This is a genomic window from Arthrobacter sp. AOP36-A1-22, assembly GCF_052377615.1.
GTDB lineage: Bacteria > Actinomycetota > Actinomycetes > Actinomycetales > Micrococcaceae > Arthrobacter_H.
Genome location: NZ_JBQSWX010000039.1, coordinates 1 through 13830 on the forward strand (window position 1 = coordinate 1; position 13830 = coordinate 13830).

Sequence of the window (13830 nt, forward strand, 5' to 3'; positions counted from 1 at the left end):
GTTGTTGTCGAGTTTCTGCCAGCCGGTCATCGGGGTTCCGGTGTAGCGCCAGATGAATCCGCTGTCGTGCCGCTGGTAGAGCGTATTCGACGTCTCGTCCGCCGTTGAAACCGGGGTTCGGACTATTTCGAAATCGACCGTGTAGTTCCAGCTCGAGTATCCGAACCAGTCTCCCTTTTTCGAGAAATGCCACGTGATCTTTTCCGTTTCGGGCCCGGACGCAGACACTTCCAGCTCTTTTTCGCCAAGCTTGTCGTCTTTATCAGCCTTGATGATTGCGTCGGCGATCTTATATCCCCAATCCAAGATCTCGCCCCCGCTGACAGCCACGGGGTGTCCTGAAGCCTTCAGGCCTTTGATTACACCATCTTTCAATTTCTCGATCCATTTCGGCTTGTTCGCCCAGTCCTTGCTGCTATCTTCGTCGAAGGCTACAACTCCGCCGCGAATGGACCGGTCATTAGCGAGAATGTCGCTATAGATCAGCGCGTTTGGGTACTTGTGTTGGTTGTCTTTGATCGAGATTATCCCGACGACTTCGGCCTGAGTTTTTCCGCAGAGCCATCGGTTAACATGCTCGTGAAATACAATTCATCGGGGCCGGTAACATCCTCGGTGTTGCCACAGTGAATCTTTGTGATGCGTATTTCGACTTTCGTGTTCGACATTGTTTCCCCCTACATCAGGCAACTAACAGCGGTAGGAGCCACGACGCTGTGGTTCATGCTAGTCACAGAATGAATTATAACTAATTAATTTATAAAGTACATAGGCCTGTCGCACACCCTCCTGCGGGCCGTTAAGTGGTATCGGCGGTGTCCTGAGAGAATAATGTCCAGACGACGAAATGGTGATGCCGGAACAGGGGGTGCGGCGGGACACGGTGAAGCGTCCGCACCCCCTAAAGGCATGGAACAGCACAGCGCAACGCCACAGCAGTCGAACCACCAAAACGAACACCCCGGCTGCAAGGCCCTCTTCCCCTGGCTACGCAGTTGCCGAACCTGGAAGTCCACCCCCTACCTCCTCGAACGGGCACGTAGCGAAGTCCGTGGGATCCCGGCGGACATGTGGGACAACCACGTGTCCCTCATGAGGGAACATCGCGACATGTTCACCAGTCGCAGCGGCCACTGGTCCACGTTCATCGCATGGGTCGCAGGCTGGCAGCATTACGAGATCGGGTTCTGCTGCCTATCCGCGGCCAACCTGGGCCGGGCCCTCGGCGAGACCGCCTTGGAAGTCGACCACCGATATGTAGCTACGAGTTGTCAAGGGGCAGAGGTGAGCGGTCCGCGGCTGGTTGTCGTGGACCGCTCTTTTCGTTCCCGTCGTCTGGTGGTGGTCCTGGGCTGGCGCGTCTTCTACGACGGCGCTGTCAGACTGATATACGCGGATTGATTACCGCAGGACAAGGTGTTCGGCTGGAGGATGACCGCTGGTCTAGCAATATCGGGCATCACCGACAAGCGCCGGTGGCCCATAGGTGTATCGCGGATTTCCTCCACGCTGCCAGGCCGGATGATCACCGGTAGGCGACGGAACGCTTCCCTATTCAGCTGGCCATGGGTGCTCCCGTTGCACTGGTGCTGACAGGGACCAGCACCAACCTGCCAGTTCCCGGGCGACGGCCACGTTGGCGATCACCCGGCGCTTCTTGCGGGCCTCGAACTTCTCCCACTGGCGACGCAGCCGGTGATTACCCTGATGCCCACGAACAAGGGAAGCCTCGTCGGCTTTTTCCCAACGTGCCTGCATCTCCCTGGTGGGCTGGTAATTTCGCCGGTGGTTCCAGGCCGCCTCGACCAGCAGCCGACGGGCGAGGGTGTTCCCGGTCTTGGTGATCGACCCCAAGGAACGCGATGCCCCTGAGGAATGCTCCGATGGCACCAAGCCTAGGTAGGCGCCGATGGTCTTGCCGGTGAACCGGTTCCAGTCCCCGACCTCGACGGCTAACCCGAACGCGGTCAGTACGCTGATTCCACGCAAACACATCAAAGCGTGAACGACTTCGGCGTAGGGCTCAGTCTCAGCCAGGGCCGCGATCCGGACATCGAGGCGGTTCCTTCGATCAAAGGTCATTGCCACCGTCTCCAGGCAGGTGACGTAAGCAGCCTGCAGGGAAGGATCCTCGAAGTGCTGCTGGTGCAGCCACGTATGGTGCCCGTTCGTCCACGTAGTGCCTCCGGAATAAACGATCCCGTGGCGCAGCAATAGCTTGGAGAGTCGGTGCCTGGGCCGCATCAAATCGGAACGGACGTCCTCACGAGCACGGACCAGAACCCGGGCAGCTTCCCGCGCGGAGTCGGGGACCGCGACCGCGGTGAACTGGTCCAGCAGGTTCAACCGTGCCAGATGCTCCGCATCCCGGGCATCGGTCTTCACCCGATCCCCGGCCGGATGTCGGAGTTTCTAGGGGGCGGCGACCACGCAGGTAAACCCTGGCGTCTCCAAGGCACGGGCGAGACCGAAGCCGGTGGGGCCTGCCTCGTAGACGACGCGGACCGGAGGGCTCAGGCCTTTGATCCAGTCCACGACTCCGGTGTTGTTTCCGGCCAGGCGTTGGCGTTTGATCTCGCCGGTGCGTTGAACGATTGCGCAGCCCAGGATGGAGCGGGCATGGACATCCAGACCGACGTAGGTACGCTGATTCATGACTGGAACCTCCAGACGTTCAAATGTGGCTCTACCAGTCCACACCCGTCCGGCTGAACGGGAAAGACCGCAGGGCTGGCAATCCACGCCTAGCTTTGAACTCGGGGTTCCAGTCCTACGACGCCACCGCGACGCTCACTGCATATTGTCTAGCCCGAGACCACCAGCAGTTCCGCCCAGGGAAGCCGTGATCAGATACAAGGCCGGTCTTTCCAAGATGTCCTTTCCCCCGAACCTTGGACGGGGCAGATGGGGCGTCCCCGGCCTAGGAGACTGCTGAACGATTTCGAGGGTTTAAGGCGCGCCTGCTGGACTTGCGCTGCCGGTCGTTAAGACTGGATACATGCAGGGAAACAGGATTCACAGCGGCAGTATCTGGACGTGGAGGCGTTGGCCGGGGAACTATTGGCCCCGGGAAGCGCCTTCGCGTTCCTCGCCGGAAACCGGCAGGAGCTGTTCCCGGATTCAATGATGGAGGACCTTTTCATCTCCAAGCGTGGTCGGCCCTCGATCCCCGGCACCGGTGATCGGCTCGGTCATGGTCTTGCAGGCCCTTCACGGGCTCTCTGACCGCGAAACGGCCGAGGCGTTGACGTCTGACCCGCGATGGAAAGCGGCCTGCGGTTCCGAGCTGACCGGAACCGCGTTCCATCCCTCGACACTGACGTACTGGCGCAAGCGCCTGGCCGCCTCGCCGAACCCGCACCGGATCATGGACGCGATCGGCGAAGCAGTCACTGCTACCGGCATCCTGGCCGGTAAACGCCGCCGCGCCCTGGACTCCACGGTCCTCGACGATGCCGTCGCCCGGCAAGACACCATCACCCAACTGATCGCTTCAATCCGCCGCTACGGCCCCGATATCCCCGCCGGCCAGGACCTCGTCGCCGCCCACACGCGTGGCTGCGACTACCAGCGCACCGGCAAACCAGATATTGCCTAGGATGACCAGTATGCCAAACAAGAACTGGTATCGGCGCTGGTCAACGACGCGATCGCCCTGCTCGCAGCAGTGGCCCCCGACACCCTCGAAGTGGACTCGAAGGCCGCCGAAGCATACGGTTTGCTCGCGTTGGTCTCCGGGCAGGACGTGGAACCGGCCGAGGGACCCGACGGCACGGACGGGAGGTGGCGGATCGCCCGGAAGGTCGCACCGGACCGGCTGATCTCCACCGTGGACACCCAGGCCCGCCACGCGCACAAGACCCGACAGGAACGCCGTGATGGTTATAAGGGCCATCTGATCATCGAGCCCGATACCGGGTTGGTGACTGCGGCGAAGTTGACCATGGCCACCGGGCCGGACTCCACCGACCCGGCCGCCGGCGCCGCCCTGCTCGGGGAAGACCACAGCATCGGGGTCTCACCGGTGCAGGTGTTGGCCGATTCGGCCTACGGTTCGGCGTCCATGCTGAAGTCCCTGGCTGGTTCAGGGCATCAGGCGTTGATCAAGCCCAAGCCCTTGAACCGGGCTATTGCCGACGGGTTCACCATCGACGAGTTCACCTACGACCCGGCTGCAAACACGCTCACTTGCCCCAACGGGCTCGCCCGAACGATTTCGGCAAAGGGGTTACTCGACCTTCGGTGCCGGATGCCGGGGATGCCCGCTGCGGGACCGGTGCACCACCTCCGAAAGCGGACGGAAGATCGATCGGCATCCCGAACACGAGTTGATGCGGGCCCACCGGGCCGAAGCGGTGGGTCCCGGGTTCGTTGCCGATTACCGGCGTCATCGGCCGATGGTCGAGCGTTCCATTGCCTGGATGACTCGCGGGAACCGGCGACTACGGTATCGGGGCATGGCAAAGAACGATGCCTGGTGGAGGCTACGGGCCGGGGCAGTGAATCTGAAACGTCTCCTGAAACTCGGGTGACCGGCGCAAACACCGGATGGACCATCGTCTGAGGCCGTCCGGGCCCGGGGCCCGCTCCCACAACGGCCTCTGGGGCCCCTGAAGAGCCCTTCAGGACCTCACGGCCAGTGCCGAGAACCAGGAAGGGCTCCCAGATTCCCGCCCCGGATGATGCAAGCAGCCGTCCCACACGTCGATACGCGCAAAACGGTCGCTCCAATTCCACTTAGTTCAGCAGTCTCCTGGTGCACAGCCTTGTTACTAGCCGAACACCGGGTGCCGGCCGTCGGGGATCGCTCCTTTGGCGTCGCCGCCATCGGCAACGAGATGGGTGGGTACCGCTGGCGTGCGGTCCCACCTCAAATGAAGAATGCCGGTTCCCTCGTGGAGGAAACCGGCACTTTTGCGTAGTCGTTCTTTAGCGCCCGCGCATTGAACGGCGATCAGGGCGGGCCTTATTGGGGTCGATGCCCTTGGGAATGGGAAGTTTCGCGCTGCCCAACGTGGACAGACGCATGTCCACGGCATGGACTTCCTGCTTATTGAGCGTCTTGGGGAACTTCTTCATCTTCTTGGACACATCGCCCAAACCGGTCTGTCCATCGTTCGAACCCGCGTTGATGACGTGGATCGGCACGTTCGGCAGGACACGGTTCATTCGCTTGCGCTCGGCATCCACTAGCGGGCGAACCCGGTGGGTCGGCCCTTCGGTGACCAGCACGACCCCACAGCGACCGATGCCGCGGAAGACGAGGTCCTGGGTCTTGGGACTGACCGCCACGGGTTGTTCCGTGAGGATCCAGCCACGCTTCAAGACGGACATGGATGCGCCGGCGGCACCCGGACGGCCTTCAAGCTGCTTGAAGGCGGCCTTCTCGGCACGACGGGAGAGGATGAGCAATGCTGCCAGCAAGCCCAGCGGAATGGAGACGAGCAGTGTGGTGATCCAGTTGTTGATCACCAGTCCGATGACCAGGCCAACGGCGATGATGCCGAAGAATGCCAGGACCATCCACCACACGGCGTTGGGGTCATTACGCCGGGTCATCTGGAAGACCTGGCCGAGCTGCTTCAGCCGACCTGGTTCCTTGGCGGCCTTCTCGGCCTTGGGCTTGCGGGAGAACAACGAACGCTTGGGCTTGGCGCCGTCGTCTGCGGGGGAGTTAGAAGTTCTGGCCATAGTGGTCCAATTCTACGTGATCGGCGAGTTACTGTTGGGCAGCGAGGAGAGTGGCTGCCTCTTGCTTGGTCGTTCCGGAGCTCTCGATATGGGCCATGTCCTCGGGAATGGGCAGACCCTTCTTGCGCATGGCGCCCGCCCAGAGGCGTCCGGCGCGGTAGGACGAGCGCACCAGCGGTCCGGCCATGACGCCCAGATAGCCGATTTCCTCCGCGAGCTTCTGTAGTTCGACGAATTCCTGGGGCTTTACCCAACGGTCCACGGGGGCGTGCCGTTCGGACGGGCGGAGGTACTGGTTGATGGTCAGCAGATCGCAGCCGGCTTCGTGCAGGTCCTTCATGGCATCGACGACTTCTTCGGGGTTTTCGCCCATGCCGAGAATGAAGTTCGACTTGGTGATCATCCCGTTGTCGTGCCCCCGGCGGATGACGTCCAGCGAGCGCTCGTAGCGGAAAGCAGGACGGATCGATTTGAACAGCCGCGGGACGGTTTCGACGTTATGGGCATATACCTCCGGGGCCGACGCGCAGATCTCGTCCAGGTATTCCTTCTTGCCGGAGAAGTCGGGGATCAACAGTTCGACGCCGGTGCCCGGGTTGAACTGGTGGATCCGGCGGACGGTTTCGGCGTAGAGCCAGGTTCCCTCGTCCTCGAGGTCGTCGCGGGCCACCCCGGTCACGGTCGCGTAGCGCAGACCCATCTGCTTCACGGACTGGGCGACCTTGAAGGGTTCGGAACGGTCCAGGGCGGCCGGCTTTCCGGTGTCGATCTGGCAGAAGTCGCAGCGACGGGTGCACTCGGAGCCGCCGATGAGGAAGGTCGCTTCGCGGTCCTCCCAGCATTCGAAGATGTTCGGGCAGCCGGCCTCTTCGCAGACCGTGTTCAGGCCCTTGTCCTTGACGAGCTTCTTCATCTCGACATATTCAGGGCCGATTTCAACCTTGGCTTTGATCCACTCGGGCTTACGTTCCACGGGGGTTGCCGAGTTGCGCTGTTCAATGCGCAGCATGCGGCGTCCTTCGGGGGCGAGGCTCACAGTAGGGCTCCTTCATCGGCGATGGGGGTGTTCGTTTTGATGGCTGGTTCGAGTAGGCGGGTCAGTTCGTCCTGGACCCGGTCGAGCACGTCCAGGGTGCGGACTGTTCGGCCGCATTCTTCGGTGATGCTTGTCGTGGAGGCATCGGTGATGCCACAGGGGATGATCCGCGAGAATGCGTCGTCGTCGTTATCGCAGTTCAGCGCGAAACCATGCATGGTCACTCCATGGTCCACACGGATGCCGATGGCGGCGATCTTCCGGTCCTGGGCGCCGTCGGTGCCCAGGACCCAGACTCCGGCCCGGCCATCGACCCGCTGTGCGGTGATGCCGAAGTCGGCGACGACGTTGATCAGCATCTCCTCGAGCCGGTGGACGTAGTCGCGGATGCCGGAGTGGTTGGCCAGTTCGACGATGGGGTAGCCCACGAGCTGCCCGGGGCCATGCCAGGTGATCTTGCCCCCGCGGTCCACGGAGATGACGGGGGTTCCATCAACCGGCAGATCCTGGGGTTCGGTGCGTTTGCCGGCCGTATAGACGGCGGCATGCTCGAGTAGGAGGACTTCTGGCCCATGCATCCGGGCAGCCACTTCATCGTGGATCCGGCGTTGCAGGTCCCAGGCCTCCTGGTAATCAACGTAGTCCGGGGCGAAGCCCAGCCGCTGGAAGGAGATGGTCATGCGCCATACGCTACTCGCCGTCGGTGGCAGGTTCGAATTGGGGTCGAATCCGTTGCTGTGGATAACTTCTGCAGGTCAGCGCGACATTCGATAGAAATGGAGGATGGGTGCACCGAACGAGTGGAGACGTCGACCAGAGTTGAAGGATTGGGCACTTGAACACGAACTCGGGCGAGGAAGTAGCGGAACCGTATATGTCGTCAGGCAACGTCATACGGGGGTCCGTGCCGCTCTGAAGGTTGCCGCTGCCCAGGACGGTGGGGAAGAAGGCAGCTGCTCGAAGGAAGTCCAGGCCCTGGCCTCGATGAGTCATGAACACATCGTGGAGTTGATCGGTGCGGTCCCGACCGATCACGGCGAGGGCATCCTGATGGAGTACCTTCCGGGCGGCTCGGTGGCGGACCTGATCGCTGCCCGCGGACCATTGACGCTGGGCGAGACGGTGACGGTCCTTGCCCCCGTGGCCGGAGCCGTGGCGTTCCTGCATGGGAATGGGGCCGTTCATGGCGACATCGCCCCGGGCAATGTCCTGTTCACCGCGGCGGGGAAACCGAAACTTGGTGATCTGGGGTTGGCCGTGCTGGTGGGTGGACGGCAGGACGAATCCGGAACCCCCGGCTTCCGGGCTCCCAGTTCCGAACCCGAGGAATCCGGAGGCAGACGGCTGCGACCGGCCCGGGACGTATATTCCTTGGCGGCATTGGCCTGGTACATGGTGACGGGGCGGGTCGCCGGGCCCACCCATCAGCGACCACCATTGTCCAGCCTGCTGGGAGGGGTGCCGACGGAGCTGGTGGAACTACTTGAATCGGGGCTGGCCGAAGACGAGGAAGAGCGGCCCGGAGCCGAGGAATTCGGGCGACGGATCTTCCGGATCGCGACACCAGAGCCGGTGAACCTTCGAGAAGCCGTGAGGCCCGAGGCCCTGGGACAGATGGTCACCCATGTCGTTGCGGATCCGGCCACGCGCAGGGTGGGCCGCGGCCCGAGGGAGTGGTTCCGTGGGCTGGCCACCCTCGGGCGCGGCCGGAAGCGACACCCCGGCAGCGGGGCAGCGGGGCCGCGGGGAATCGGACGTCCCGCCCGTCGTGGACGGGGCGACCGCCACCCCCAGCCCGATCGAGCCCGGGGCCGGGCTCGGCGGGGCCGGCGGTGGGCCGTGATCCCGGCGATTGGGGTGCTGCTCTGTCTGGTCGTCGCGGGTCTCATGGTTGCCACCCGGGGCGGCTGGGGCCCCCAGCCCGCCCCGGTGGCCCACCCGGCGACGGAGGCCGGCCCGGATGTCTCGAGGCCGGCCCATGAACAGGACGGAACGGATGCGGAGGCGAGCGAAGGGGGCGACGCCACGCAGCCGCCGTGGGTTCTACCGGAGAAGGTGCTCGAGGCGTCGGTCTTCTCCACCCCGGTTCCCGAGGATCCACTCCAGGCGGCCCGGGCCCTGACGGAGAGGAGGGACCTTGCCTTGGCGGGAGCCGATGCTGATGCCTTGCGGCAAGTCCACGCAGGGGGAGGGGACTCGCTGGGCCCGGATCTGGCGGTGACCAGTCAACTGCGGTCCCGCGGGCTGCATTATCGCGGATTGAAGACGCGTTTATCCGATGTCAGGATCAACCCGGGGACCGATGAGGAACAGGTGGCCGTGGCGGCCACCAGCACCATGAGCTCCTACCAGGTGGTAGGGGCCGACGGGGCAACGATCCAGAGCACCCCCGGGCCCGAAGTGCAGGACATCATCTTGACGCTGGAGCGTGTCCACGGTGGGTGGCTGATCGTCTCCGTCGAGGACGCTTCGAGGGGTACGGGGAACCACGGATGATTCCCCTGCGGTGACGCCACCGGTATCGATCGGTAGGATCGCTTCATGAGTTTGAGTTGCTACCTTCGATACCCGCACGTCTCCGCCGAACTCGTGGCTTTTGTCGCCGAGGATGATGTCTGGCTCGTCCCTCTGGCCGGCGGCCGTGCCTGGCGCCTTTCAGCGCAGGGTCTGCCGGCACGAAACCCCCGGTTCTCCGCAGATGGGCAGACGCTCACCTGGACCATCCGCAACGGGGCCAGTCAGGAGATCGTGGCTGCCTCCGTCGATGGTGGTGACTACCGTCAACTCACCTACTGGGGCCACCCGTCGACGAAGAACCGTGGGTACACCCCCGACGGCCAGGTCGTGGCCGTCACTTCCAAGGACCAGGCGGATTCACGACTGACCTGGGCTCGAACCGTTCCACTGGATGGGTCGGTGGGCGAGGGGCTGGATTACGGGCCGGTTGATTCACTGGCCTGGGGGCCGTCGGTCGGTGATGAACGCCCGTTGGTGGTGGGCAGCGCCCTGAGCCGGGAACCCGCCTGGTGGAAGCGCTATCGCGGTGGGACGGCAGGCAAGCTCTGGATCGATCGGGATGGTGGCGGGGAATTTGACCGCCTGATTCCGGACGTTGATGGAAACCTGTGCGACCCGGTCTGGATCGACCAGCGGATTGCCTTCCTGTCGGACCATGAGGGCTACGGCAACATCTACTCGGTCAGCCCCGACGGTGGTGACCTGAGGCGCCACACGGACCATGAGAGCTACTACGCCAGGCATCTGTCCTCCGACGGGGAACGTCTGGTCTTCGAATCCGCCGGCGAGCTCTGGGTGCTTGACGGGTTGGACGCAGCCCCCCGGAAACTGGAGATCACCCTCGGATCGGCCGGGCACGGCAGGCAGCCGACGGCCCTGGACGTCGCGGCACATCTGGTGCGGGCCACGCCCGATCACCGCGGCAATGCCAGTGTCATCGAAAGCCACGGAACGCTGCATCTGCTGACCCACCGTCGGGGCCCGGCCCGCACGATCGAATCGACCCCCGGGGTCAGGGCGCGGCTAGGCAGCCTGGTCGGGGCCGACCGGGTGCTCTACGTGGCCGACGAGGAGGGTGAGGAAGCGATCCACCTCCAGGAGCTGGACGCCTTCGAACGGCGCTACCCTGCCGACGCGGGCAGCGGGGGAGCCCCTGAGGACGGGGGTGCCGGTGTCGGCTCGGGAGCGGGGCAGGCCCCGACGAACGGGGAGACCGGAGAGGCGGATGACGACGGCGGGGACCTTCCCCAACCGGTCAGCGCAGCGGGAAGTGCCGGACTGCCGGCCCCGGTGGCGGCCGCAGGGAAGGAACACGATGTCGTGACTGCCCCGGCCACCGAGGATGACTCATCCGTCGAATCGCCTGCGAAGGAGGACCCGGCCACCGGGCCGGGCCCGAAACGCTTCGAGCTGCCGGCCGGACACCGCGTGCGCAGCCTCGTGGCCGGGCCGGATGCCCGCTGGATCGCCGTGTCCACCGAAGCCGGGCAGACCTACCTGCTGGAGCCGGAAACCTCGACGTGGCACCAGATCAGTGCCGGCGGTCAGGGAGCGGCCGTAGGGCTCGCGTTCTCCCCTGACGGGCGGTGGTTGGCCTTCACCGAGCCGGTGGCCACGTTCGGGGCCCGCAGCCGCATGCTGCTGGTCTCCACCGAGGATCCGTCCGCGGAACCGATCGAGGCGACGGACGGTCGATTCCGCGACCATGCGCCGTCGTTCACCCCGGACGGAAAATACCTGGCCTTCCTCTCCGACCGCAGCTTCGACCCGCTGTATGACACGCACGGATTCGACCTGTCCTTCCCGGCATCGACGAAACCGTTCCTGTTGGCGCTGGACGACCGGACGCCGTCGCTGTATGGACCACGGGTCTACGGAACCGAAGCCACCTGGGACGAGGCCGGGAAGGACACCGGATCCAGCGACCAGGACCCGGCTTCAGCCGTACCGGAGACCACCGTGGTTCGTGCGGGACTTCCCTCACGCCTCTTCGCGGTCCCCGTCGCCCAGGGCCGCTACACGTCCCTGGTGGCCGTCGAAGGGGGCCTGTTGTGGTTGACCGATGTCTCGACCGGCGTCACCGGCGATGGCCGGGCCCCCGACGCCGAGGCCGAATCCCAGAGGCTGGAACGTTTCGATCATGAGACCCAACGACTCACCACGCTTCTGGAAGCCGCGGAGGCGTTCCTCGTCAGTGGAGACCGCAAGCGTCTGGTCGCCGTCCACAACGGCACCGTGCGGGCCGTGGCGACGGATAAACCAGCCGAGTCGGACTCCGCGGACACCCAGGACATCGATCTGGGCCGGATCCGGGTGGCCCTGGATCCCTCGAAGGTCTGGGCCCATGCCTTCGACGAAGCCTGGCGGCTGCAGCGGGACTTCTTCTGGGTCGAGGACATGGCCGGACGGGACTGGGATGCGGTGGCCGAAACCTATCGTCCGCTGGTTGACCGCCTGGGCAGCCACGACGATCTCGTGGACCTGCTCTGGGAGCTGCACGGGGAACTGGGCACGTCCCATGCCTATGTGACCCCCGAACCCATCCAAGGTGCCGAGAGCCAAGGCCTCCTCGGCGCGGATCTGGCACGGGTCGATGGCCGCTGGCGCGTGGAAACCGTGCTGGCGGGGGAGTCCTCCGATCCGCAGGCCCATGCCCCCCTGGCCGCCCCCGGGGTGGGGGTGCGCGCGGGGGACGAGTTGTTGGCGATCAACGGGGTCGACATCCCCGAGTCCGGACCGGCGATCCTGTTGCAGGGAACCGGCGGTAAGCCCATCGAACTCACCGTCCGCGACGGGGCGTCCTCACGGGCCCCCGGCGAGGTCCGGCGGGTCGGGGTCGTCCCGGTCCGCAACGAAGAGCGCCTGCGGTACCACCAGTGGGTCTCACGGAATCGTCGGGAAGTCCGTGAGGCGTCCCAGGGACTGTTCGGGTATCTCCATATCCCCGACATGATGCCGCTGGGGTGGGCGCAACTGTTCCGGGACCTCGACCAGGAAGCCTCGCGGGACGCGTTGCTCATCGACGTACGTCGGAACCGCGGCGGGCATACCTCCCAACTGGTGGCCGAAGTCATCGCACGGAAGGTGACCGCCTGGTCGGTGGCCCGCGAACAGGAACCGTGGACCTACCCGGATAGTGCCCCCCGCGGGCCGGTGGTCATCCTCACCGACGAATGGGCCGGCTCCGACGGGGACATCATCACGCAGGTCAGCAAACTGCGGGCCATCGGCCCCGTGGTCGGCGTGCGCACCTGGGGCGGGGTCATCGGCATCGACGGGGAATTCGACCTGGCCGACGGAACGGGCGTCACGCAGCCGCGCTACGCCACCTGGTTCACCGGTGGCGTGGGCTGGGGCGTGGAGAACCGGGGTGTTGATCCGGATATCGAGGTGCCGTTCCCTCCGCATGCCCATCTGGCCGGAACCGATCCGCAACTCGAGCACGGGATCATGGTGCTCAAGGAAATGCTCCATGAGATCCCGACGCACCGGGCGCCCGAACGTGAGGGGTACCCTTCCAGGGAACCGGGCCCCCTGCCGGCCCGGCCGCAGGATGCCGCGGGGGACTGACCACCCCGGGATGCACCAACGACGAAGGGCGCCGGAACCATGGTTGGTTCCGGCGCCCTTCGTCGTTGGTCGGGCTGGAAGCTAGGAGACCAGCGTGGCGTCGAGCTTGATGCTCGGCACCGAGGCCAGGGCCTTGGAGACGGGGCAGCCTTCCTTGGCGCCCTGTGCTGCTTCCTTGAAGGTGGCCTCGTCGATGCCGGGGACCGTGGCCTTCAGGGTCAGGCGGATCTCGCTGATCAGCGGACCGTTGGTCGTGTCGAAATCAACTTCGGCACTGGTCTCGATCGAATCAGCGGTGAAGCCCGCGTCCTTCAACGCGCCGCCGAGTGCCATCGAGTAGCAGGAGGCGTGCGCTGCCGCGATCAGTTCCTCGGGGCTGGTCTTGCCCTCGGACTGGTCGGAGCGGGCCTTCCACGTGATGTCGTAGGTGCCGATACCGGACGTCTCGAAAGACGTCTGACCGCTTCCGGAGAAAAGATCGCCGTTCCAAACGGTGCGGGCGGTACGGGTTGTAGCCATGGTGACTCCTCCACATCTGAGCTGGGCGACCGGTTCCGGGCGCCATCTCCATCCTATGTCTCCCGGCGATCGGGGCAAGAACATGACTCCGGACAGCAAAGGACCCCCGGTGTATACCGGGGGTCCTGGAGGTACTGCCTAGACCCAGAGCACCGCGATGGCGATGTTGATCAAGGCCAGGCCGCCGACGCCGTGGGCGATGCCGGTGGGCACCACTTCGTGGTTCTTGACCTTCTTGCGACCGATCCATGCCGCGACGAGAACGCCCAGGGCGATGATGAGCTTGACGCCCAGCTTGATCCGGTTCGGTTCGCCGTCCCCCATTTCCAGCAGGCCGAACATCAGGATGCCGGTCACCACCTGGGTGATGGCCCCGATCCACTGCCAGAGGCCGACCGTGGGGGTCTTGAAGGAGGCGAGCCAACCGCCGAAGATCGCGGCCGCGCCCAGAATGTGCACGAAGATGAGCAATGTGAGGATGAAGTTCATGGGGACAG

The 13830-nt window shown here is 64.6% G+C and carries 11 protein-coding genes and 1 pseudogene; 4 read left to right on the top strand and 8 right to left on the bottom strand.

Annotated elements, in window-relative coordinates:
• Positions 1 to 375, bottom strand: a 375-nt coding sequence (locus ACT3S2_RS15245; protein ID WP_444561875.1) for a hypothetical protein, incomplete at its 3' end; no start/stop codon positions are given.
• A 534-nt stretch (positions 376 to 909) separates the two neighbouring features.
• Here ACT3S2_RS15245 and ACT3S2_RS15250 point away from each other — a divergent pair.
• A complete protein-coding gene (locus ACT3S2_RS15250; protein WP_444555700.1) occupies positions 910 to 1401 on the top strand; it encodes a hypothetical protein in 492 nt (163 codons plus the stop codon).
• 150 nt (positions 1402 to 1551) lie between these two features.
• On the opposite strand, the gene ACT3S2_RS15255 is transcribed toward ACT3S2_RS15250, so the two are convergent.
• The gene (locus ACT3S2_RS15255) at positions 1552 to 2385 is read right to left on the bottom strand and encodes an IS110 family transposase (protein WP_444555699.1); all 834 of its coding nucleotides are present in this window, start codon (positions 2383 to 2385) and stop codon (positions 1552 to 1554) included.
• A gap of 27 nt (positions 2386 to 2412) precedes the next feature.
• Positions 2413 to 2655 carry a hypothetical protein gene (locus ACT3S2_RS15260; protein WP_444555698.1) on the bottom strand — a complete coding sequence of 81 codons (243 nt, stop codon included), beginning with the start codon at positions 2653 to 2655 and terminating at the stop codon, positions 2413 to 2415.
• 339 nt (positions 2656 to 2994) lie between these two features.
• Here ACT3S2_RS15260 and ACT3S2_RS15265 point away from each other — a divergent pair.
• Positions 2995 to 4564: pseudogene (locus tag ACT3S2_RS15265) on the top strand (IS1182 family transposase).
• Between the two features lie 365 nt (positions 4565 to 4929).
• Here the strand turns inward: ACT3S2_RS15265 and ACT3S2_RS15270 are convergent.
• From ACT3S2_RS15270 to lipB, 3 genes are read right to left on the bottom strand one after another with little or no spacing between them, the layout of a single operon-like run.
• Entirely contained in the window at positions 4930 to 5691 is a 762-nt protein-coding gene (locus tag ACT3S2_RS15270) for a DUF4191 domain-containing protein (protein ID WP_444555697.1), read from the bottom strand.
• 28 nt (positions 5692 to 5719) lie between these two features.
• On the bottom strand, positions 5720 to 6727 hold the full coding sequence (lipA, locus tag ACT3S2_RS15275; RefSeq protein ID WP_444555696.1) for a lipoyl synthase: 1008 nt from the start codon (positions 6725 to 6727) through the stop codon (positions 5720 to 5722).
• The gene (lipB, locus tag ACT3S2_RS15280) at positions 6724 to 7407 is read right to left on the bottom strand and encodes a lipoyl(octanoyl) transferase LipB (protein WP_444555695.1); all 684 of its coding nucleotides are present in this window, start codon (positions 7405 to 7407) and stop codon (positions 6724 to 6726) included. Before lipB ends, lipA begins: the two co-directional genes overlap by 4 nt.
• Positions 7408 to 7510: 103 nt before the next feature.
• Between lipB and ACT3S2_RS15285 the strand changes: the two genes are divergently transcribed.
• Complete coding sequence (locus tag ACT3S2_RS15285) at positions 7511 to 9223, top strand: serine/threonine protein kinase (RefSeq protein WP_444555694.1); 1713 nt, start codon at positions 7511 to 7513, stop codon at positions 9221 to 9223.
• Positions 9224 to 9268: 45 nt separating this feature from the next.
• Entirely contained in the window at positions 9269 to 12814 is a 3546-nt protein-coding gene (locus tag ACT3S2_RS15290) for a S41 family peptidase (protein ID WP_444561876.1), read from the top strand.
• An 81-nt stretch (positions 12815 to 12895) separates the two neighbouring features.
• On the opposite strand, the gene ACT3S2_RS15295 is transcribed toward ACT3S2_RS15290, so the two are convergent.
• Positions 12896 to 13333: an OsmC family peroxiredoxin gene (locus ACT3S2_RS15295; RefSeq protein WP_444555692.1), complete on the bottom strand. Its 438-nt coding sequence runs from the start codon at positions 13331 to 13333 to the stop codon at positions 12896 to 12898.
• A gap of 138 nt (positions 13334 to 13471) precedes the next feature.
• Positions 13472 to 13822 carry a hypothetical protein gene (locus ACT3S2_RS15300; RefSeq protein ID WP_444555691.1) on the bottom strand — a complete coding sequence of 117 codons (351 nt, stop codon included), beginning with the start codon at positions 13820 to 13822 and terminating at the stop codon, positions 13472 to 13474.
• Between the last annotated feature and the right edge of the window lie 8 nt (positions 13823 to 13830).